Annotated in this window: 21 protein-coding genes and 3 pseudogenes; 11 read left to right on the top strand and 13 right to left on the bottom strand. The window is 70.3% G+C overall.

Translation table 11 applies throughout. The features are described 5' to 3' along the window. Window positions 1-3: 3 nt before the first annotated feature. Window positions 4-1,044, top strand: coding sequence for an aldose epimerase family protein (locus ACWGKQ_RS01735; RefSeq protein ID WP_453289861.1), 1,041 nt, complete (start codon window positions 4-6; stop codon window positions 1,042-1,044). Window positions 1,045-1,185: 141 nt separating this feature from the next. Further along, window positions 1,186-1,398 carry a hypothetical protein gene (locus ACWGKQ_RS01730; protein WP_453289860.1) on the top strand — a complete coding sequence of 71 codons (213 nt, stop codon included), beginning with the start codon at window positions 1,186-1,188 and terminating at the stop codon, window positions 1,396-1,398. Between the two features lie 529 nt (window positions 1,399-1,927). On the opposite strand, the gene ACWGKQ_RS01725 is transcribed toward ACWGKQ_RS01730, so the two are convergent. From ACWGKQ_RS01725 to ACWGKQ_RS01710, 4 genes are all read right to left on the bottom strand, one after another. After that, complete coding sequence (locus ACWGKQ_RS01725; RefSeq protein WP_453289859.1) at window positions 1,928-2,662, bottom strand: class I SAM-dependent methyltransferase; 735 nt, start codon at window positions 2,660-2,662, stop codon at window positions 1,928-1,930. Continuing rightward, the gene (locus tag ACWGKQ_RS01720) at window positions 2,659-3,168 is read right to left on the bottom strand and encodes a hypothetical protein (protein WP_453290006.1); all 510 of its coding nucleotides are present in this window, start codon (window positions 3,166-3,168) and stop codon (window positions 2,659-2,661) included. Before ACWGKQ_RS01720 ends, ACWGKQ_RS01725 begins: the two co-directional genes overlap by 4 nt. Before the next feature lie 2 nt (window positions 3,169-3,170). Continuing rightward, window positions 3,171-4,499, bottom strand: coding sequence for a molybdopterin-dependent oxidoreductase (locus tag ACWGKQ_RS01715; RefSeq protein WP_453289858.1), 1,329 nt, complete (start codon window positions 4,497-4,499; stop codon window positions 3,171-3,173). Between the two features lie 617 nt (window positions 4,500-5,116). After that, window positions 5,117-5,854 (bottom strand): flavodoxin family protein, encoded by a 738-nt coding sequence (locus tag ACWGKQ_RS01710; RefSeq protein ID WP_453289857.1) that lies wholly within the window; start codon window positions 5,852-5,854, stop codon window positions 5,117-5,119. A 169-nt stretch (window positions 5,855-6,023) separates the two neighbouring features. Between ACWGKQ_RS01710 and ACWGKQ_RS01705 the strand changes: the two genes are divergently transcribed. Together ACWGKQ_RS01705 and ACWGKQ_RS01700 are read left to right on the top strand one after the other, a co-directional pair. After that, window positions 6,024-6,482 carry an SRPBCC family protein gene (locus ACWGKQ_RS01705; RefSeq protein WP_453289856.1) on the top strand — a complete coding sequence of 153 codons (459 nt, stop codon included), beginning with the start codon at window positions 6,024-6,026 and terminating at the stop codon, window positions 6,480-6,482. Beyond that, entirely contained in the window at window positions 6,482-6,811 is a 330-nt protein-coding gene (locus tag ACWGKQ_RS01700) for a TfoX/Sxy family protein (RefSeq protein ID WP_453289855.1), read from the top strand. The genes ACWGKQ_RS01705 and ACWGKQ_RS01700 overlap by 1 nt, the downstream gene beginning before the upstream one ends. 23 nt (window positions 6,812-6,834) lie before the next feature. Here ACWGKQ_RS01700 and ACWGKQ_RS01695 read toward each other — a convergent pair. The 5 genes and pseudogenes from ACWGKQ_RS01695 to ACWGKQ_RS01675 all read right to left on the bottom strand — a co-directional run. Continuing rightward, window positions 6,835-7,173, bottom strand: a pseudogene (locus ACWGKQ_RS01695) (SAM-dependent methyltransferase); the annotation flags it as partial. 335 nt (window positions 7,174-7,508) lie between these two features. Next, a complete protein-coding gene (locus ACWGKQ_RS01690; protein WP_453289854.1) occupies window positions 7,509-8,786 on the bottom strand; it encodes a cation:proton antiporter in 1,278 nt (425 codons plus the stop codon). A 13-nt stretch (window positions 8,787-8,799) separates the two neighbouring features. After that, window positions 8,800-10,209: a cytochrome P450 gene (locus ACWGKQ_RS01685; RefSeq protein WP_453289853.1), complete on the bottom strand. Its 1,410-nt coding sequence runs from the start codon at window positions 10,207-10,209 to the stop codon at window positions 8,800-8,802. Further along, window positions 10,206-11,339, bottom strand: a complete 1,134-nt coding sequence (locus ACWGKQ_RS01680; protein ID WP_453289852.1) for an alpha-hydroxy acid oxidase — start codon at window positions 11,337-11,339, stop codon at window positions 10,206-10,208. The genes ACWGKQ_RS01685 and ACWGKQ_RS01680 overlap by 4 nt, the downstream gene beginning before the upstream one ends. A 5-nt stretch (window positions 11,340-11,344) precedes the next feature. After that, entirely contained in the window at window positions 11,345-12,937 is a 1,593-nt protein-coding gene (locus ACWGKQ_RS01675) for an NAD(P)-binding domain-containing protein (RefSeq protein ID WP_453289851.1), read from the bottom strand. A gap of 1,001 nt (window positions 12,938-13,938) precedes the next feature. Here ACWGKQ_RS01675 and ACWGKQ_RS01670 point away from each other — a divergent pair. Beyond that, window positions 13,939-14,142, top strand: a complete 204-nt coding sequence (locus ACWGKQ_RS01670; protein WP_453289850.1) for a hypothetical protein — start codon at window positions 13,939-13,941, stop codon at window positions 14,140-14,142. Here the strand turns inward: ACWGKQ_RS01670 and ACWGKQ_RS01665 are convergent. From ACWGKQ_RS01665 to ACWGKQ_RS01655, 3 genes and pseudogenes are all read right to left on the bottom strand, one after another. After that, window positions 14,126-14,338 (bottom strand): helix-turn-helix domain-containing protein, encoded by a 213-nt coding sequence (locus ACWGKQ_RS01665; RefSeq protein WP_453290005.1) that lies wholly within the window; start codon window positions 14,336-14,338, stop codon window positions 14,126-14,128. The two genes, ACWGKQ_RS01670 and ACWGKQ_RS01665, sit on opposite strands and share 17 nt — an antisense overlap. Before the next feature lie 81 nt (window positions 14,339-14,419). Further along, a pseudogene (locus ACWGKQ_RS01660) lies at window positions 14,420-14,711 on the bottom strand (FtsK/SpoIIIE domain-containing protein); the annotation flags it as partial. Then, window positions 14,711-14,935: pseudogene (locus tag ACWGKQ_RS01655) on the bottom strand (hypothetical protein); the annotation flags it as partial. The pseudogenes ACWGKQ_RS01660 and ACWGKQ_RS01655, both read right to left, overlap by 1 nt. A 74-nt stretch (window positions 14,936-15,009) precedes the next feature. Between ACWGKQ_RS01655 and ACWGKQ_RS01650 the strand changes: the two are divergent. Next, window positions 15,010-15,390: a hypothetical protein gene (locus ACWGKQ_RS01650; protein WP_453290004.1), complete on the top strand. Its 381-nt coding sequence runs from the start codon at window positions 15,010-15,012 to the stop codon at window positions 15,388-15,390. A 21-nt stretch (window positions 15,391-15,411) separates the two neighbouring features. On the opposite strand, the gene ACWGKQ_RS01645 is transcribed toward ACWGKQ_RS01650, so the two are convergent. Then, the gene (locus ACWGKQ_RS01645; protein WP_453289849.1) at window positions 15,412-16,092 is read right to left on the bottom strand and encodes an HAD family hydrolase; all 681 of its coding nucleotides are present in this window, start codon (window positions 16,090-16,092) and stop codon (window positions 15,412-15,414) included. A gap of 376 nt (window positions 16,093-16,468) precedes the next feature. Between ACWGKQ_RS01645 and ACWGKQ_RS01640 the strand changes: the two genes are divergently transcribed. From ACWGKQ_RS01640 to ACWGKQ_RS01620, 5 genes are all read left to right on the top strand, one after another. Further along, window positions 16,469-16,774: a hypothetical protein gene (locus tag ACWGKQ_RS01640; RefSeq protein WP_453289848.1), complete on the top strand. Its 306-nt coding sequence runs from the start codon at window positions 16,469-16,471 to the stop codon at window positions 16,772-16,774. 578 nt (window positions 16,775-17,352) lie between these two features. Further along, entirely contained in the window at window positions 17,353-17,556 is a 204-nt protein-coding gene (locus tag ACWGKQ_RS01635; protein WP_004986771.1) for a cold-shock protein, read from the top strand. Between the two features lie 180 nt (window positions 17,557-17,736). Continuing rightward, complete coding sequence (locus ACWGKQ_RS01630) at window positions 17,737-19,227, top strand: DEAD/DEAH box helicase (protein WP_453290003.1); 1,491 nt, start codon at window positions 17,737-17,739, stop codon at window positions 19,225-19,227. Between the two features lie 113 nt (window positions 19,228-19,340). Continuing rightward, window positions 19,341-19,661, top strand: coding sequence for a CBS domain-containing protein (locus ACWGKQ_RS01625; RefSeq protein ID WP_453289847.1), 321 nt, complete (start codon window positions 19,341-19,343; stop codon window positions 19,659-19,661). A 58-nt stretch (window positions 19,662-19,719) separates the two neighbouring features. Next, entirely contained in the window at window positions 19,720-20,034 is a 315-nt protein-coding gene (locus ACWGKQ_RS01620; protein ID WP_453289846.1) for an SCO5918 family protein, read from the top strand. The last annotated feature ends 109 nt before the right edge of the window (window positions 20,035-20,143 follow it).

The raw sequence follows: 20,143 nt of genomic DNA, 5'->3' as shown, positions 1-20,143 counted from the left end.
GGTATGACCGCCGAGTACCGGATCGCCGAGGACCGTCTCGGCGGCGAACCCACCCTTGTCGTCTCCGCGCCGGACGGTTCCGCACGCGCCGTCCTCGCCCTGCGCGGTGCGACGCTGCTGAGCTGGCAGGTGAGGGACGGAGCCCGGCTGCGGGAACTGACGGACGGCTACCGCGACGAGAAGGAACTGCTGTCCCAGGACGGCGTACGGGCCGGTCTGCTGGCCCCGTTCCCCAACCGCATCGCCGACGGCCGCTACCGCTACGACGGACACGACCACGACCTGTTGCCCGGCCGCCGCACGGACCGCCTGATCTACCACGGTTTCGCCCGGGAGGCGCCGTTCGAACTCGTCCGCACCACCACGACGGCCGACTCCGCCCGCCTGCTGCTGCGCAGCACGAGCATCAGACCGGGCCGCTACCCCGGTTACCCGTTCGCCCTCGACCTGGAGGTGGAGTACACCGTCAGCGGCCGGGAGCTGGGCGTCGTGATCCGCGCGACGAACGTGGGCGACGCCACCGCTCCCTACGCGGCGGGCTGGCACCCTTACTTCACCCTGTCGCGCCCCGTCGACGACCTGGTCCTGCACATCCCCGCCCACACCCTGATCCGCACCGACGCGTCCCTCGTCCCCCTGCACGGCGAGGACGGCCGGATCCCCCTGGACCGTTCCCCCGACATGGACTTCCGGACGCCGAGACGACTGGGCGACGCGGTCATCGACGCCTGCTTCGCAAACCTTTCCCCCGGCCCCGACGGTCGGACCGAGACCGTACTGAGCGACCCGGCGACCGGTGGGGAACTGCGGGTGTGGCAGTACGGCGGCTACCTGCACGTCTTCACCGGAGACACCCTGGCACGAGACCGCCGCGCCGCCATCGCCCTGGAACCCGTCGAGGCCACGACCGACGCCTTCAACCGCCCGGAACACGCCGGCGCCCTGGCCCTGGAACCCGGCCGACACCGCCTGTTCCGCTTCGGCGTCAGGTACGCGTCTCCGGGAAGCGCGCATCCGCGAAACGGCCGGCCCACGGCTTCGTGATCGAGACGGTATTGCACGCACAAGGCCCTGGTACTCAACGGAAACGGGCCCCACGCGGAACCGGAGTCGAGGGCGCTCCCGGCGGGACTGCGGGTGTCGGCCCACGCGGGCAGGGCGGTGACCACGCCGGTCGCTGCCAGGATGGCGAACACGGCGGTGAGCAGCCACGCGGCCCGGGGCGTGACCATCGTGATGCTGACGGCCGCGTACAGGACGAGCCCGGCCGGCACACCGGCCGGCAGCCCGGGCACGGCGGGCAGGAGCTGGGCTACGCACAGCGCGGTGACGACCTGGCCGGGGGTGGCGCCGAGGGTGCGGGCGACGGTCCAGCAGGATTTCTCGCAGCTGTCGTAGCAGCATGCGCACCACACCCGGCCCCACGACGGCGCCAGGCACCCATGTGCAGTCGCGACGGCTCCGCTCAGTCGACCTGCGCGTTGAGAACCCGACTGCGGAGAAGACACATTGGGCACGACGGCCGGCCACCCTGCGGCGTCGTGCCCACAGCGTGCCCTTCAGGGCGGACAACCACGGTCAACAGCGGCGCCACCGGGCCCCAACGCCAGTAGCAGCACAAGGAATCTGCGCAGGTCAGAAGGTGAGAGGCCGCCAAGGCGCCGTCGCTTCCCAAGCTGAGAGCGCGAGTTCGATTCTCGTCACCCGCTCCAGCAGAAACCCCCAGGTCGTGGACCCGGGGGTTCTTTGTTGTCCAGGCCAGTGGGCGGGGGCCGGGCAGGCCGCCGGCATCGGGGACGTCGAGGCGCACGCCGAAGCCGACCGACCCCACGATTCAGGGGGCCGCCAGAACCGGGCGGGCGGCATGCAGCACGCGGTGCCGGCTGACCGACCCCGGGCAGCGCAGGGGAGCGGGGCAGCGTCCGGCTCAGACGACCGCTGCCCCGCCGTCCTCCGTCGCTGTGGGGTCCGCGTCAGGACGGTCGCAGGATGACCCCTGGTGGGTGAGGGTGGCGAAGCAGCGGTGGCCGCTCGTCCACTGGTCGGTGACGGTGAGGGCGAGCCCGGCGGCGATCCTGTGGAGCGCTGGTCGTCCCAGTCGGGCCCAGGGAAAGTACGGCCCGGCCTGGCCTTGGACGTTCTCGAACCGGGCGGTGCACTGCTCTTGCACGTCCTGGGGGTCGACCTCGACGACGAGGCATCCGGTGGGGGCGATGAGGCCGCCGCAGCGGCGCAGCAGGCCACGCGGGTCGCCTCCGATGCCGATGTTGCCGTCGATGAGCAGCACCGTCTGCCAGCCCTTCTCGGCCGGTAGCCGGTCGAAGACGGATGCCCGAAGTGCGAGCCCGCCCAGGGCGGTGGTCAGTGCGACCGCGCGAGGTGTGATGTCGACCCCGAGGGCGAAGACTCCCTGGCTCAGGAGTGCTCTGCACATACGGCCCGGGCCGCAGCCGATGTCGATGACGGGGCCGGTGCAGCGTGCCAGGACGGTGTTGTCGGCCGCCGTGGGCTGCTCGTGCCAGCGGTGGACGGGCATCCGGATGCGGCGCCCGCCGTCCAGCCGTAGGTAGACCGGTCCGCGGCCGGGTCGCAGGGCGAGCGCGTAGGGGTCCTCGTCGGCGTCCTCGTCGGCGTCGTACAGCTCGTCCTCGTCCGTTGTCACGGTGCTGCGCCATCCCCGGCAGGGGGCCGGCTCCCGTCGCTGCTGCCGGGCCGGCGCACGCGGCGCAGTCTCACCGCGAAGGCGACCGCGGAGGCCGCGAAGAGCACGCCGGTGATCGCCAGCCATCGGCCGAGGTAGACGCTGTCGGACAGGCCCGTGTCACCGGGGTAGGGGACTGCCAGACGGAGGATGAGAGGAAACCAGACCAGCAGGAGCAGACCTGACAGGAAGGCGGGGACGCGCAGGTGGTTGATCCATGGCACCGTCGGTCTGGTGGAGGCATCGGCGCGGTGTCGTAGTACAGAGAGGGCCGACAGGTCGGACAGCGAGTACAGGGGCAGCAGGATCAGGTCGTGGAGGACGGCCGCCCCGACGAACCAGATCGCCACCTCCCACGGCTGGACGGCGAACAGGCGCACCATGGCGTAGCCGGTGAGGGCGAACGAGGCGATCAGGACGAGCAGGTGCAGGGGTTCGGAGCCGTACCAGCGGACGAATCGTGCCATGGTCACGCCCTGAAGGTGAGCCGGTGGACCCACTTGGTGTTGTTCACGCCGGGGTTGGCCGGGACGATGATGCGGGCCGGGTAGCCGTGGTCGAGTGTGAGGGCCGCGCCGTTGACGCGGAGGGCGAGCAGCGCTCGGGGGTCGTGGATCTGGTTGCCGCGCAGCACCACCCTGGTGAAGGGGCCGGGCGGTTGGATCGACTGCACCAGGACGCTTCCCGCACCGGGCAGGCCGGCCAGAGCGGCGAGGTCGGCCAGCCGAAGGCCGCTCCAGTGCTGGTCCTCGGTGGACCATCCCTCCACGCAGGCGATCGGCAGTGCGGCGGCGTGCTGGGGCATCGCCAGGAGCTGCTCGCGGGTGAAGATCTGTGGTGGTCCGTGTCCGTGGAGCTCCAGTCGCCAGGTGCGGCCGACGAGCGCGGGGGTGATGCCGACCTTCGCCGCCGTCTTGTTGACCTGGAAGGCGTTCGGGCCGCTGCCGGGGTCGCGGTTGTGCGGTGCGAGCAGTGCGGTGGCGCGCAGCCGGCCGCCGATGCTCTGTCCGGCGGTCACGACGAGGAGGAGCAGCGATCCCGCGCCCACCATGCCGAGCGCGCCGCGGCGGGTCATCGTCGGCGCGGCGGGGGCGGCCGCCACCAGGCCGTCGGGATCGGGGGGTTCGGGCACGGTGTGGGCGAGGTCGGTGCGGAGTTCGGTACTCAGGCTGCGCGAGCGCAGGGCCCGGGTCATCCGGCCGAGTCTGAGGCACACGTGGACGACGAAGGCGGCGATGAACACCCAGGCGCCGTAGAAATGGAGGCGGTAGAACGAGCCCGGGAAGACGTAGTAGAGCTGGATGTTCAGGATTCCGGTGACGAATTCGAAGATGACGCCGCCGACCAGCATCAGCAGGGACAAGCGCTCCAGGCCATGGGCGACGGAGCGTACCGGCAGCCATTCGAACAGCTTCGGGATCACCGACCACAACTTGACCAGCAGCACCGGTACGAGGACCACGCCCAGTGTCACGTGCACGCCCTGGAGCAGCCGGTAGAGCCAGTAGGGATGCGTGGGCCAGCTGAAGAGGTAGAAGCCCAGGATGCCCTTGTCGGGGGTCTCGTCGTTGAGGGGGCTCAGCCCGGGGTTGTAGGCGGCGTAGGAGAGCAGTCCGGTGATGAACAGCAGCGGAATGCCGACCAGGAGGACCAGGCCGAATACCGAGGTCAGCCAGGGCCCGCGGATCGGACTGCGCCAGAATCCGGGGCGGAACGGACCCGGGGGCGGGGGCAGCTGCCCGACACGCTCTGCCGTTCCGCGAATCCGACCACGGCCCGCAGCCGCAGCGGCAGCCACAGTGCCACGTGCGCGCTTCAGCCGCTTCAGCGCTGACGTCTCTTCCGGTCTCGGGTGTCGCGACCCACCGGTCGGGGCCGGACCCGACGGCCGTCCGCCACCTGCCATCGGCCGTCTCCTCCAGTCTTCGAGCCGCGCTCCCGGAACGACGACTCTCCATGTCACGATCCGTGCCGGACAAACAGGACACCTACAAGCTGGCACAGGTCAGGTGGGCTGTCCGGGCCTGAGGCGCAAGCGGGTGTCCGTCACCAGCCGAACGGCGGCACCACTGCCTCGTTGATCTCCAGACCTCCGTGCCTCGCGGTCGCGCCGCCCTTGTCAGGGGTGGTGCGTTCTTCCACGGCCGTGCGGTCGACGAGCGCGCCGCGGGCGGGGATGCCCTCGGCACGCTCGACGACAGAGGGGCTCGCATCCTTCTGTCGCCGGCCGTGCGCCCACCGGCGTCAGCGGGAATTACTGCCCGGGTGGCCGGTGGGCCTTCGTCACCTCTGCCGAACCCGCCGGCATCCTCGCGGCTCTCGACGCGCTGGGCTGACGATGCGGCGTGCCACGCTCGGTGGCGGAGACGGACGCTGCTTCCGGGCTGTGCCCGGCTGCTCCGGCCACTGGTGTCCCTACCGGTGTTCGGGGTTCTCGTAGTCGTGGCGGCAGCCGGCGTCCCAGGCCGTGCGCTGGTTGCCGTAGGCGGGGATGCCCCCGAGGTCCTTCAGCGCGCGGGCCAGGTGGAGCAGGTTCCAGGTCATGAAGGTGGTGTTGCGGTTGGTGAAGTCGTTCTCCGGGCCCCCGGAGCCGGGGTCGAGGTAGGAGGGGCCGGGGCCCGCCTCGCCGATCCAGCCGGCGTCCGCCTGGGGAGGGATCGTGTACCCCAGATGCTGGAGGCTGTAGAGGACGTTCATGGCGCAGTGCTTGACGCCGTCCTCGTTGCCGGTGATCAGGCAGCCGCCGACCCGGCCGTAATAGGCGTACTGGCCCGCTTCGTTGAGCAGGCTGGAACAGGCGTAGAGGCGCTCGATCACCTGCTTCGTCACGGAGCTGTTGTCGCCGAGCCAGATGGGGCCGGCGAGCACGAGGATGTCGGCCGCCATGACCTGCCGGTACAGGTCGGGCCAGGCGTCCGTCTCCCAGCCGTGCTCCCGCATGTCGGGCCAGACCCCGGTGGCGATGTCGTGGTCCACCGCCCGCACCACGTCGACCTGTACCCCCTGCGCGTCCATGATGGCGGTGCTGCGGTCGATCAGCCCCTGGGTGTTGCTGGTCTCCGGCGAACGCTTGAGGGTGCAGTTGATCACCAGGGCACGCAGGTCGTCGTACCGGGCCGGCGGCGCGTCAGTGGGGGGCGGCGAAGCGGTCACACGATCCTCCTGAAAGGCCCTGCCGTCACGTGGTGCGTGGCAAGTCGTCATGTCCGAGGTCCAGCGTGCGAGTCACCCACGTCAGGTGCCACAGCAGTGCCTCCGAATGGCCTCGACCGCATCCGTCCGCTGTGGTGCGGTCTCCGGTACCGGCTGGGACCCTGGCCCTGTGGCAATCGACGTGACGGTGCGCCGGGTGATCCCGCTGCCGCCCGACCGGGTCGCCGCGTACGCCATGGACTGGCGTCACGACGCGGAGTGGACCCAGGGCATCCGCAGAGCGGAGCTGACCAGGGGGGCGGACGGCGGTGGGTTCGGCGTGGGTGCCGAGGTCACCCGTACGGCCCGGTTCCTCGGCCGGCGCATCGACTACGTCCTGCGGGTGGCCGGGTACGACCCGCCGCGGCTGCTGGACATGGTCGCCTCGGCCGCCCCCATGCCTATGCACGTCACCTACTCCTTCGAGTCCCATCCGCGGGGAACCCTGGCCGGTATCCGGGTTCGCGGCGGCCCCGGCGGCCTGCTCCGGCTGGCCGAACCCCTGACGTCCCGCCAGGTCCGCTCCTCTCTCGGCAAGGACCTGCGCGATCTCGAACGCCGGCTCACCGATCGCGAAGGCGGCACGTGATGGCGTACGACGAAGGACTGGCGGAGCGGATCCGGCAGCATCTGGGCCCCGAGCCGGACATCGCCGAGAAGCACATGTTCGGCGGTATCGCCTTCCTGCACGGCGGCAACATGGCCGTCGGGGTGACCGGCGACGACCTCATGGTCCGAGTGGGTCCAGAGGCCATGGACGCCGCACTGGCCCGTCCGGGCGCGCGGATCTTCGATATGACGGGCCGGCCGATGCGCGGCTGGGTGGTGGTCGCGGGCTCCGCCGTCGCGGAGGACGAGGCGCTCGGCGAGTGGATCGACGAGGGGTACGCGTTTGCGGCGAGCCTGCCACCCAAGTGAGCTGGCCGGAACCCGCTGGCGCATCACGGACTCGCGGCGACCAGCAGATCGACCACGTAGGTCTCTTGCACCAACTCGTCGGGGAAAGCCTCGCGCAGTCTCCCGCGCTCCCCCTTGAGAAAGGCACGACGTTCAGCCTGGTCGAGGACAAGGAACGCCGAACGGCTGCCGATGTTGGCGAGGTGCGTGTCGAGGGTGACCACCCGATGCCAGCGGATTTGACGGCGGGCGACTCGCAGCCCTGTCAGGCCCGCGAGCCGGATGGCCTCGTCGTCATCGGGACGCACCGCGGCACGCGCGGGGACGCCGCAATGGCGCGCGATGCGTTCGTGCTGGGCGCGGATCCACGTGACAAGGAATGAGCACGCGAACCGGCAGTCATCTCCTGATTCTCGTCTCATGACCGAGGCGACACGACACTGCCCCTTCGGTCATGAAGAGCATGTACCGGCCCTTCGCCCTCCCGAAGCTGAGGGAGATGGCGCGCTGTCCGACGTCGGTGACGTGAGTGGTGGAACCGACGACCGAGGCGTACTCCAGCACTCGCCAAGGGGGTGTCGGTCATGGTGTGGTCCCGGCGCGGCCGGGTGAAGATGCGGCGCCTGCGCCGCAGTCCGCTGAGGCGGCGCAGTGATGTGACCGACGCCCGGATTCTGCTCCCACGTCAGTTCTCCGGAGCAACCCCGCCCACCCCGGGTCAGTTCAGTGTCGGCACCGGCTCCTCGCCCTCATGCGTCTCCGCGGCCGTCCGGGGCCTGGCGTCCCGGCGGTCCAGCAGGCTCAGCAGCGGAACGGTCATGACCGTCGTGACCAGGGCGACGAGCACCAGCGCGGCGAACAGTTCCTCGCTGACGATGCCGGCCGACAGCCCGATGTTGAGCGCGATCAGTTGCATGAGCCCGCGGGCGTTCATCAAGGTGCCGACCCGGGCGGCCACCGAGGCGGGTTCGCCGCGCAGCCGGGCGGCGGCCCAGCAACCGCCGCCCTTGCCGACCACCGCCAGGACGACCGCGGCCGCCCCGAACGCCATCACGGACGGGTCGGCGAACACGTCGAAGCGGGTGTTCAGGCCGGAGTAGGTGAAGAACATCGGTACGAACACCACCTGGGTCACGGACTGGGTGGTCCGCACCAGCCGTTCGGACGCCTCGCCGCGGGGCATGGCCATCCCGATGCAGAACGCCCCGAACACCGCGTACAAGCCGATGATGTCGGTGAACCAGGCGGCGCAGAACAGCACGGCGACAGTGAACAGGAGCCTGGTGTCGGCGCCCAGACCCGGCCGGGTCACGATCCAGCCCAGCAGGCGGCGTCCCAGCAGGAACAGTACGGCCACGAACAGCACGGAGCCGCCGACGGCCTTCACGACGGGCTCCACCTTGCCGGAGGCCACGCTCAGCACCCCGGCGAGCATGATCCAGGCGACGGCGTCGTCGGTGGCCCCGGACGCCAGGGCGAGCGAGCCGAACCGGGAACCGGCCAGCCCCCGTTCGGTGATGATCCGGGCCAGCATCGGGAAGGCGGTGATCGACAGGGCGACACCGACGAACGCGGCCGTCACCCAGACCGAGACCCCGTCGACGAAGATGCCGACGTGGCCGTGGGCGACGAGGGTCAACCCCGCGCCCAGCACCAGCGGGATCCCCACGCCGGCCGAGGAGACCACGGCGGCGGTGCCCGCCAGGCCGCGCCCGGCGTGTGCCCTGAACTCGTATCCGGCGGCGAACATCAGGGTCACCAGCCCGATCTGACCGGCCACGTACAGCACCGGTTTGAGTTCCGGTGGGAAGACGTGGGCGGAGACGCCCGGGGCGATCAGCCCGAACAGCGACGGGCCCAGCATCACCCCGGCGATCATCTCGCCGACCACGGGCGGCTGGCCGAAGCGGCCCGCCACCAGCGTGACCAGACGGCACGTCAGCAGAATGACGACGACGGCCAGGAAGAAGGCGGGAGCGAGCTCCACAGGAGTCATGGTCCCGTTCCTCTCAACGTCCGACGGTGACGGAGGCGGTGGGGCCTCCGGAGGAGGCGGCGAAGTAGTTCCGGCACAGGCCCTGGCGCCGGGCGTCCCACACCATGTAGCTGCCGAGGACGAGTTGGGTGAGGCTGCGCGGGACCGTCGCCCAGCGGTCCGCGACGCGCATGGCCGCGAGCCGGGTCCGTCTGCGGGCCGGGCTCCCGGCCGCCGCGGCGCTGCGCGGGACGAGCAGGCAGGGGCCGCGGCTGGGCAGCGAGCGGGTGTGTTCCACCGAGGACTCCAGGCGGAAGCCGCGCAGCACCTCTTCGGCGGCGACCCGCATGGTGAGGACGGCGAAACCACGCGCCGGGCACGGCCGGTTGGCGGTCACCCCGAACGGGATGAAGGCGGACGGCCGGGTGCCGGACTCCAGCCAGCGGTCCGGGTCGAACGAGTCACCTCCGGACCCCTGGTACTCGGGATAGTTGAACAACAGGACGGAGCCGGCCGGGATGGGGCCCTGGCCGTCCCGGGGGATCTCCCCGGAGGTGATCCGGTGGGCCACGCCGAAGAGCGGGAAGTGCCGCAGCGTCTCGTTGATGACCCGGTCCAGGAAGTCCGGGTCCTCCGCACCGGACAGCAGGCGGTCCTGGAGCGGCCGGTGCGTGGCGAGGGCGAGCAGCAGATGGGCCATCGCCTCCGACATCTGCACCACGGCGGTGTTGAAGAACGTGCCCTGCAGGTAGTACGCCTGCTCCCGCGCGGTGAGCGAGGACGGCAACGGTACGGGCGGGGGGTCGTGCGCCAGCCGGGCCCGCAGGTACTCCGTGAGCCGGGCCCGCCGGTCCATGTGCCTGAGGCTGGTGCACTTCAGGGCGCTCACCACGTCGTCCGCGTTCCCGGTGATCAGGTCCCGGACGGGGCGCGGGCACGGTTCCCGGAAGACCGCCTCGTAGTAGACCTCGGCCCAGACGGGCATCATCAGGTCCCGCAGCCTGACCCCGTGCACGCCGTGGGCCGGGCGGGCGCCGAGTTCACCGAGCACCCGGCGGGTGCAACGGCCGACCAGCTCCGTCCACTGCGCACGCGACAGCCCGGCCAGGATCTGCCGCGTGGTCCTGGCCACGTCGTCGTAGCGCGGCCCGGGCTCCAGGTGCTCCTGGTGCACCTCCGGGCCGGGCGACAGCCAGTACCAGAACAGGTCGGACAGCGCGGCGCCCCGGCTGCGGCCGTTCGCCGCGGGATGCCCGTACACCCTCTTGAACTCCTCGGCGGGCACCTCCCGGCCGGGCGCCCGGAGACCCTCCTCGCCGCCCACCCGGGCGAAGATGCGCGCGCGCAGCGCGATCACCGCCCTGGGCAGCCAGTACGGCAGACCGGCCACCAGGGCCACGACCGCGCCCGTGACGAGCCAGACGAGCCATCCGGTGGCACTCATGCGACCACCCCGCCGAACCGGTGGTCCGCCCCGGGCGTCACGGCGGAACCCGGCACCGGACCCCACAGAGGCACCCGGACCAGATCGGGCGTCAGGTCGGCGAGTCCGGACGCCCCGCACAGGGCCAGGGTGTCGTCGAGTTCGTCCCGCAGCAGTTCGAGGAGACGCCGTACGCCCTTCTCGCCGCCCTCGGCCAGGGCCCACATCACAGGCCGGCCGATGCCCACGGCGGACGCGCCGAGCGCCAGCGCCTTGACCACGTCGGTGCCGCGCCGGACGCCTCCGTCCAGCACGACCGGGATGCGGCCCGCGACGGCGGCGAGGATCTCGGGCAGCAGCTCCAACGTGGCGGGTACGGTGTCGAGTTGGCGTCCGCCGTGGTTGGACAGCAGCAGCCCGTCGACACCGTGCCGGACCGCGAGCCGGGCGTCCTCGGGGTGCAGCACGCCTTTGAGCAGGACGGGCAGCGAGGTGGTTTGGCGCAGCCAGTCGACGTGGTCCCAGTTCAGCTCGGGGGACATGGCGATCTGGCGTACGTGCCCGCGCTCGCCGTCGCGCAGGTCCACCAGGTTCTCGCAGCGCAGGCCGGGTGGCAGGTCGTGGAAGCCGTTGCGCCGGTTGCGTTCGCCCGCGCCCAGCACCGGGGAGTCCACGGTGACCACCAGCGCGGTGCACCCAGCGTCGGTGGCCCGCCGGACCAGTGCCTCGGTGATCTCCAGGTCGGGCTGGACGTAGAGCTGGAACCACAGCGGTACGTCGTCGCCGGCCGCGCGGGCCGCGGCGGCGATCTCGCCCACCGACACCGTGGACGCCATGGACACGATCATGATGGCGCCGGCGGCGGCCGCGGCCCGGGCGGTCGCCACCTCCCCGTCCGGATGGACCAGTTTGTGGAAGGCGGTCGGGGAGAGCAGGATCGGCAGCCGAGCCCGGCTGCCCAGCAGGCCGATGTCCAAGTCCCGTACGGCGCTGCCCCGCAGCACCCGGGGCAGCAGTTGCAGCCGCCTGAACGCCGCCTCGTTGGCCCGTACGGTGATCTCGTCCCGTGCTCCGCCGGCGATGAAGTCGGCGTACACGGGGTCCAGTTCGGCGCGCGCCGCGGTCTCGAAGTCGTGGACGGTGTACTGCACGCCGCTCACCGCCCGGCGGGGCTCGGCCGGCGGGCCCGGGCACCGGCGAAGAACTCGGCCAGCGGGGCGCGGTGGACGTCCGGGTGGTCCCAGTGGTTCTCCAGGTTCTCGGCCATGTGGTGGGTGCCGAGGAGCTCGCCGCCGCCGTGGTGCCGGATCACCGGGTGGAGGTACGCCGCGTCGAAGGCGTCGTCGACCGAGTTCTGGGCGGTGCGGCGCACGGTGATGTCGAAGGGGTCGACCTTGTCGTGGTCCGGGCCGTATTCCAGCGTCACGGTGAAGTAGTCGCCGTTCTGCGCGAGGTGGCTTTCATGGGCGTACGCGACCGGCACCTCCTCGTGGTAGCGGGCCGGTTCGCCGGGCGGCGCGGCGATCAGGTCCCCGATGACACCGAACTGCTGCCAGAGCGCCGAACTGCGGTTGACCCTGGCCACCACGGCGTCCGCCAGCGCGGACGGGGACGTCTCCAGCGGGCGGTACGGCCAGGGCCGGTCGTGGTGGCGCTCGTCGAGGATGCGGCCGAGGGCGCGTACGGCGTACCGGAAACCGTGGATGAAGCCGCCGGTGGACTTCTTGAAGTCGCGCTGCTGCATCAGCGTTCCGGCGAAGTAGAGGCCGGGCACGTTCACCGACTCGTATGCCGGGGAGAGGGCGGCGAAGCGGTCGTCGATGACCAGCGTGGGACGGCACTCGGGGTCGAACACCGAGGCGTCGAAGCGGAATCCCGTGCAGACGATCACTCGGTCGTAGCGCAGCTCCTTCACGACCTCGTCGGCCCGGGAGAAGCTGAAGCGGACCCGGTACATGCCGTCCGGGTCCTTCTCGATCGAGAGTACGTTGCCGTCCAACAGGGCGTTCTGCGACTTGAGTTGGTAGGTGTCGAGGAAGTTGTTGTTCACCGCGCGGAGGTGGCCGACGTAGTGGCTGTTCCAGGCCATGCGGACGGAGTGCGGGCCGGCGACATGGATGACGGCGGCGGTCTCGACAAGGTTGTCAGCGGTCTCCAGTGCGGAGTTGCCCTTGCCGATGATCAGGACGCGCCGATCGGTGAAGTCCTCGGGGTCCACGGAGACGACGGAGTAGTCCTCGGCGGTCTCGATCCCGGGAATGTCCGGGGTGTTGGGCCGGGTGAGCCCGGTGGCCATCACCAGGCGTCGGGCGTGATGCTCCTGCCCGTGCTGGTCGGTGACGGTGAAGCCGTCGTCGTCGCGTCGGATCCGGTCCGCCCGGGTGTCGTATGCGATGTCCAGCTTGAACGCCTCGGCGAAGTCGGCAAGATAACGCACCAGATCGTCGGCGTGCGGAAAGTAACGCTTGCTGTAGCGGGTGAACAGCATCCGGTCGTCCGGAGACAGCAGGGAGTTCCAGTCCATCCGGAGATTCAGCTCGGGATCGTCGGTGCCGTTGTGCACCTTGTTGATGGAGATCAGCTTGCGGTGGCGGGGGAACGTACGGAAGAAGGTGCCTGGTGCGCGGCCGCTCTCCAGGATCCGGTATCCGTGTCCGGCCGCCTGGAGTAACTGCCCTAGCTGGAGGCCCGCAGGGCCGCCACCGACCACGAGGTAGTCGAGAGGCTCGCCGCTGTGCGTGGAGTTCATGGGTCTCTCTTTCCGATTCGGGCGAGGTCCCGCCCGAAGGCTGGTGGGGGGTGAGAGCCGGGAGGGTCAGGTCGAGCGGTGGCTCATGGCGGCCGGGCGCGGTCGCACTTCCGTACGGGGCACGTCGCAGGCCGAAGTGCGATGGCAGTGGGCACCCGAGTGGGCTGCGGCCTGGAAGGTCCGGTCCGGCCCATGCCGTGGTGCGCGACGCGGTGAAAGGACCGGCTGAACGCGGCTGGGCTGCGGGAAATGCGAGGACGGTACCCGCGGGCGGCGTCAACCGCGGCGAAGGTGGCCGGAACGGCCGTGCTCAGTGGCCGGGTGGAGCGGTTCGGGAAGCAGGCGCAGCCGGAGACGGTGCAGCCTGGTAACGCCTTGGCAGGGGCATGGCAGACCCTTCCATTGGATTCCCTGTGAAATCTCAATGGGCACCGTAGTGACGATCGGGAGGAACGGGCAACTGGGGTATGAGTGATGACAGGAATTCGACAGGTGCCCGAGCGCTCGTCGGTCTCCGGGGCGGGAGGACGAAAGCCCCTGGCGGACGGAGCACGTGACCGAGACCGGATGGATCGGCGTGGACCTCCGCGTGCCGCTCGCTGCGGATCCCGCGGGCGGCGGATGCGGTGGCGGCACGCCACTCCGTCCTGGTCCGGAAGCTGAACCTGCGGAGCGCGGCCGGACCGCTGCCCTGGCCCGACCGGCGTACGCGCATCGGCGCCCGGATCGTTTTCGCACCGTGCACGGAGCGCGTTTCCTGGTCTCTCGTTCGTTCCCTCGTGCGGTACGCGCCTGACGCCGGCCTGCGGATGCTGCTGCACGGCCTCGCACTCCGGCCGCAGGGGATGTGGTGGCGGGCCTTCGGCCGGAGGACCGGGCCAGGCTGGTCGCGCTGTTCTCGCGGATGAGGTCGGGGCGTGGGTTCGCGCGCGATCTCAAGGAGCCGGCGGCCACCGGGGGCCCGGCGTTTCATGCGGGCCGGGTCCCCCCAGCCCGCTCTGGTGATCGCCACCCGCCAGGACGCCGCGGTGCGGTTCGCGCTCGCCCAGGCGCTCGCCGACGCCTTCTCGCACACTGAGGTGCTCGAAGCCGGGCCGCCGGCCTCCTCATCTGGTTCGGCCGGGACCCGGCCTGAAGGAAGCCGTCTGATCGCGCCGAAGCGGCGGCGCCTGCCCTTGTTGTCGGCCATCAGGCGGCCCTCCTGAAGCCAGTGCGGGGACGCCTCAGCGGATCCACCGTGCGGGACTGGATGAACTCGTCGACGGCGCTCTCCGGGATGCGTACGTGCCGACCGACCTTCATGTACCGGATGCCCCTTTCCTCGATCAGCCGCCGGGGGAAGCGGTTGGTCGTGCCGAGCAGCTCGGCGACCTGGTCGACGGACAGGTAGCGGTCGGTCATGCGGTGGGTTCTCCTTCCGTTCCGAGGGCTGGTTCGAGGGATGCGGCAAGCCGGGTCTCGGCGGCGCTGAGGCCGGTGCCGGCGAAGCCGCAGCCCGGTCGAGGTGGAGCGGAGGATGCCCCGGCGCGGGGGTACGGGCCGTATCTCGCGACGCGTGGTGGCCTTGAGGGCGAGGACCCGCAGCCGGGAGGGCGCCACGGTCAGGCCGCAGGCTTCCATGACGGAGCCGTACGAGCTGAGCAGGCGGACCGTGGATAACGGTCCTCCGACATGACCAGTAGACCCCGGGGTGCTTGGCCCGGGCGTAGGCGGCCCCGCCGCCGAGCGCGGCGACAGGACCACCCACTTCGAGGAGGGGCGTCAGGTCGGTCATCAGGCGGTGGCCCCCATGGCGGCTGGGAACGCGGCCGGGGTGACGGCGGCGGCGCGGTAGGCGATGCCGTGGCGCTGCTGGCCGTTGAACACGGACTCCCACGGCCGGGCGTTGAGCCCCGGAAGCGAGATGGGCGAGCCGAGGACGAGCCCTTCCGAGACACCGCCCTCCGGCACGGTGACCTTGATCAGGGACGACTCTCCGTCCTCGATGTAGACGACGTCCACGAGAGCGACAGCGGCCACACGGTCACCGCCGAACTGCTCACACGACCCCGCGCCGGCGGTCACCCGTGCTGATGGACAAGCCGCAGCGGGGCTACTGGTGCGAGTGCTGGACCGAGGACATCGCCAAGGAGGCATGGCCGGTCCTCCGCGCATCCTTCGACGCGTACTCAGCCCCACAAGCTGGCCGATGGGTAGCGATCGCGCTCCGCACCATCTCCCCTGTACTCGACCCCGACGCGTCCCAGGAAGCGTGGGAATGGCTGTACAACGGTCGCATCGCGACGAGGAGAGCCCTTTTGCGTGCCGAGTCCTGCACGGTGTCAGTCACCCAGGCTGGCACCCGTATTACCTGGACGATCCGACCAGTGATGTTCGTGCCGCTCGCCCACCGTCACGAAGCTGAACTCCCGTACTGCACATACGACGTCAAACCCCGTGCCCTTGGGTGGTGATGCACCGGGTTGACAGCCGGACTAGGGCACCTTGTTGAGGATGCGTCGTACTGCTGGCTGCAATCCGTCCTGGCCAGGGCTGACGAGGATGCCGGGGATTCCGGCGGCTCGGGCCCCGGCGATGTCGGCCACCGGGTTGTCGCCGACCATCCAAATCCGTTCGGGGTGGCCGGCCAGATCCAACGCGGCCTCGAAGATTCGGCGATGCGGCTTTTCCCAGCCGACCAGCGCGGAGTTGACGACGCTTGCGAAGTGCTCGTGCAGACCGAGGTCACGAAGGAGCGTGCCGAGTTCCGGGACGTGGTTACTGACGACGATGTGCCGCCAACCGGCCTCGGCCAACTCCTCCAGCGCAGCAGTACTGTTCTTGAAGACCGTCCAGTAGCCCGGGGCCGTGTAGTGCTTGCGGACCAGCTGTGCGGCCGGGAATGCCAGGTCCTCAACCACGCCCGCCCGTATGTACGCGTTGACGAAGAGTGGTTGCAACGCGTGCCACCACGCGTCAGGGCTGCTCAGATCAGGATGCCCGGTATCCGGCCGATGCCACGGGAAGCCGTCCCGCAGCCCAGGCGCCACCTCTGCGGCGGTCACTCCGTGCCCCGGAGCGACTTCGGTCAACGCGTCCATCAGACAGCCACGCCACTTGCCGTCCCGGAACGCCAACGTCCCATCGAAGTCCCACAGCACAACGTCTTTGGCCACAGCTGAGATCCTATGGGGCGCTTCCTCGACTGAACGCGCCAAATACCGTCAACACCTCACCGCACCCGGTGAGTTACAACTTTCTCTACTGGTTCCAGGCAGAGGCGGCACGTCGCCTGGTTGAAAAGCAGCGGCGCAGGCGCGGTTCCGGAGGCTCCTCCGTCTCGGGGGCCAGGGAGAATGCCGCCGCCGCGGCATGTCGTGCGTCCGGCACCTTGAACCGCGGCTCGACGACGAAGGTGCGAACGGCGGCGGATGCGTCGATCACGGGGATCCCGAATGCGTCGCGCGGTGCCTCTGCGACCGCGCGTTCGGAGCGGTCGGCCAGCACGCCGCACAGGGCGCCCGCGAGGTCCCCCCGGGGGATGTTTCCACCTTGGGCGTCCGTCAGGGGCAGGTCGAAGGCGACGGACCTGTCGAGGCGTTACCCGTCCCGCAGGACGACGCGGCCGGCGCCGGGCCGGTCCGGGAAGGTCACCACGCCGCGCACAAGCCGGACGTCAGGTCAGAACGTGAAAGCCGTGACACGGCTCAGCATCCCGTGCGCCACCTGCGCCTGCAGTTCGGACAGGCCCGTCTGGTCCCACTTCATCGGGTGCTCCGCCATATTCGGTTCAACGCCTCCGGGCATTTGTTGACACCCTGGCAGAAAGCGGTGATCACGCCGAACTTGTCATCGTGATCGGCGACCTTGTACTTGTGGTCGTCGGTCTCCCAGTGTCACGGCGCAATGACCTTGCCGAGCTGCAGGGCCCGACTCCTCTTCGGACAGCCACGTTGCAGCGCAAGCGCCGTGACCACGTATGCCCAGCACGGCGGAGACGCGCGCCTGGCGCCATCGTCCTCGGGGCCAGGGCCAGGGCGCATCGGTCGCCCCGCCGGGATCGCCATGTGGCCTTCGTCTCGCTTCGAGGGTCGCGGCGATTTCGTCGGCATCTCGTCCGCCGACGACGACATCGGCCGCGCACAAGCTGTCGAAGGAGGTCACAGCACTGTGACCGGAAACGCTCGGCGGCAATACCGCAGTCCGGAAGACAATATCTGTGGCCGCAAAGTGAGAAATCGGCGCGGCGCACGACAAATATTCCTGAGGCGACAGGCGGTGCGGAATTAGTTGTCGCGCACGGCCGATGTCGACGTGCTACTGTCGACGGCAGTTGCAGGTGTGGTTGCCAGAAGGTTTTCCGACGGTTGATCATCACGGCGACACGGAATCCGCACAAGGCGTATTCCTGACCCCGTCTCCGAAGGAGAAACGAAATGGCTACCGGTACTGTGAAGTGGTTCAACGCGGAAAAGGGATTCGGCTTCATCGAGCAGGACGGCGGCGGCGCCGACGTCTTCGCCCACTACTCGAACATCGCCGCCCAGGGCTTCCGTGAGCTGCTGGAAGGCCAGAAGGTGTCGTTCGACATCGCGCAGGGCCAGAAGGGCCCGACGGCCGAGAACATCGTTCCCGCCTGACGCACCGGCACTGACGCATACTTCGCCGCCGGGACCCGCACCTTGGGGTGCGGGTCCCGGCGCGCTTTATTTTCAGGGTGATTCGACCCTGTCTATTTCGGCTCGTTCTCGCGATTCTCTGCGCCGCTCATTCCGCTGCGGGAATTCCTTGATGCGTGCCAACGTCGAGGAAGGTTCCACATCAACCGCACACGCACAACTCGCGCACGCACAACTCGCACATACGACCGCTCCGGAGGAAGTGCTGCCGCAGGCCGCTCCGGCGTTCCGCGCCGTTCCAGCCGTTACGGAAACCGACGGGCCGCGCAGGGCGAGTTCGCGCTGCCGAAGACGGTCACGCCGGCGTTGCCCGCTGTCGAGTCGTTCGCCGATCTCGTCATGCCGGCGCCGTTGCTGACCGCGCTCGGCCAGGAAGGCGTGACCGTACCGTTTCCGATCCAGGCGGCGACTCTGCCGAACTCCCTGGCCGGCCGTGACGTACTCGGCCGCGGCCGCACCGGGTCGGGCAAGACCCTCGCCTTCGGCCTTGCCGTACTGGCCCTCACGGCGGGCCGGCGCGCCGAGCCGCGCCGGCCACTGGCCCTCGTCCTCGTCCCCACCCGTGAGCTGGCCCAGCAGGTCACCGCCGCGCTCACTCCCTACGCCCGCTCCGTGCGCCTGCGGCTCGCCACCGTCGTTGGCGGAATGCCCATCGGCAGGCAGGCCGGGGCGCTGCGCGCCGGTGCGGAGGTGGTCGTCGCGACGCCCGGTCGGCTCAAGGACCTCATCGACCGGGGCGACTGCCGGCTCGCCGACGTCGGCATCACAGTTCTCGACGAGGCCGACCAGATGACCGACATGGGTTTCATGCCCCAGGTCACCGCCCTGCTCGACCAGGTGCGCCCCGAGGGCCAGCGGTTGCTCTTCTCAGCCACTCTGGACCGTAACGTCGACCTGCTGGTCCGCCGCTACCTGACCGATCCGGTGGTCCACTCCGTCGACCCGTCGGCCGGTGCCGTCACCACGATGGAGCACCACGTACTCCACGTGCATGACGCCGACAAGCACCGCACGACCACCGAAATCGCGGCCCGGGACGGCCGGGTCATCATGTTCCTGGACACCAAGCACGCCGTGGACCGGCTGACCAAGCACCTGCTGAACAGCGGTGTCCGCGCCGCGGCCCTGCACGGTGGCAGGTCCCAGCCGCAGCGCACCCGGACCCTGGCACAGTTCAAGGACGGTCACGTCACGGTCCTGGTGGCCACCAACGTCGCGGCCCGCGGCATCCACGTCGACAGCCTCGACCTGGTCGTCAACGTGGATCCGCCCAGCGACCCCAAGGACTACCTGCACCGTGGCGGCCGTACGGCCCGCGCCGGTGAGTCCGGCAGCGTCGTCACCCTCGTGACCCCCGACCAGCGCCGCGGCGTGAGCTGGCTGATGGCTTCGGCCGGCATCACCCCGCACATCACTCCGGTCCGCTCGGGCGAGGCGGAACTGAGCCGCATCACCGGTGCCCAGGCGCCCTCCGGCGTCCCGGTGGTCATCACCGCTCCGGTCGTGGAACGCCCCCGCCGCGCGTCTTCGCCGTCCCGGGGCCGCCGGGGCCGCACCGGCCAGGGCCGACCTGTCGGCGCCGGGGCGCGCCGCAGGGCGCAGCTGCGGCCCGGCGACGAATCGGCTGCCTAAGGGCTGTCGCGGTGCCCGGACCACCGTGGTCTCGCTGGGACCGCAATGGTCACGAAACCGAGCAACTCTTACCGCAGGAGGCACCGTTGACGTCAATTCAGACGCAGTACCGCATGCAAGACCCCGCCCCCGTGACCCTGGTCGACGACATCGAGGCGTACGGGCCTCGGGTGTATGACGACATGACCGTCGAGGTGGCTCTGGCCGTCATGGCGGGCGCCGGTGTCGAGTACCTGACCGTGTGCGACATGGACGACCAGAGCACGGACTTGATCACTCGGGTCCGGCTCGCCGTTCTCCGCGACAGTCCCACGTACACGGACCGGATCCGACTGCGGGACGTCCTCGACGGATTGCCGCCCTCGCCCGGCGCCCGCCCCGGCGACGTCGGCGGGTACGTCCGAGTCCCGGGCGTCCTCGCCTTCTCCCGCTGATCCGCGCCCCCGGACAGCCCGGTTTCCTTCCCCCGCGACTTCTGCCCTGGGAGGCATCATGCGCTGCGTCATCGCCAGGTACCCGTTCGACCTCACCAGGACCGGGGTGCTGGCCTCCATGAAGAGCGTCAGGCCCGAGATCGTCACGGGTGAGTCCGTGACGATCGGCCGCCGCCGCTACCCCGTCAAGCAGGTGGGTCAGGTCATCACGCGACAGGACCGCCGCGACTTCACCGCCGGCGAAGTCACCCGGGCCATGGTGCGCCTCGGCTTCACCTGCCACGACCGCCCCGAGGCCGCGACCGTGGGCGTTCCCACTCCGCTCAGGACCGCGTCGGCACTGCTCGGCGGCATCGGACCCATGGACGTATGAGCAAAGGCGCCAAACCGACCTGAGGATCCCGGTGGGGGGGGGGGCCCCCAGGGGGGGGGGGGGCCCCCCCCCCCCGGGGTGGGGCCCCGCGCAAAAAACCCCCCCGCCC

The organism is Streptomyces sp. NPDC054770 (assembly GCF_053611985.1).
Note: the sequence above shows the minus strand (reverse complement) of the source record. Positions and strands in the feature narration are given on the sequence as shown.

Coding starts and splice junctions, on each gene's coding strand:
- ACWGKQ_RS01735 (WP_453289861.1), top strand. CDS start 4: ATGACCGCCGAGTACCGGATCGCCGAGGACCGTCTCGGCGGCGAACCC.
- ACWGKQ_RS01730 (WP_453289860.1), top strand. CDS start 1,186: ATGGCGAACACGGCGGTGAGCAGCCACGCGGCCCGGGGCGTGACCATC.
- ACWGKQ_RS01720 (WP_453290006.1), bottom strand. CDS start 3,168: ATGGCACGATTCGTCCGCTGGTACGGCTCCGAACCCCTGCACCTGCTC.
- ACWGKQ_RS01700 (WP_453289855.1), top strand. CDS start 6,482: ATGGCGTACGACGAAGGACTGGCGGAGCGGATCCGGCAGCATCTGGGC.
- ACWGKQ_RS01690 (WP_453289854.1), bottom strand. CDS start 8,786: ATGACTCCTGTGGAGCTCGCTCCCGCCTTCTTCCTGGCCGTCGTCGTC.
- ACWGKQ_RS01685 (WP_453289853.1), bottom strand. CDS start 10,209: ATGAGTGCCACCGGATGGCTCGTCTGGCTCGTCACGGGCGCGGTCGTG.
- ACWGKQ_RS01675 (WP_453289851.1), bottom strand. CDS start 12,937: ATGAACTCCACGCACAGCGGCGAGCCTCTCGACTACCTCGTGGTCGGT.
- ACWGKQ_RS01665 (WP_453290005.1), bottom strand. CDS start 14,338: ATGACCGACCGCTACCTGTCCGTCGACCAGGTCGCCGAGCTGCTCGGC.
- ACWGKQ_RS01650 (WP_453290004.1), top strand. CDS start 15,010: ATGGACAAGCCGCAGCGGGGCTACTGGTGCGAGTGCTGGACCGAGGAC.
- ACWGKQ_RS01635 (WP_004986771.1), top strand. CDS start 17,353: ATGGCTACCGGTACTGTGAAGTGGTTCAACGCGGAAAAGGGATTCGGC.
- ACWGKQ_RS01625 (WP_453289847.1), top strand. CDS start 19,341: ATGCAAGACCCCGCCCCCGTGACCCTGGTCGACGACATCGAGGCGTAC.
- ACWGKQ_RS01620 (WP_453289846.1), top strand. CDS start 19,720: ATGCGCTGCGTCATCGCCAGGTACCCGTTCGACCTCACCAGGACCGGG.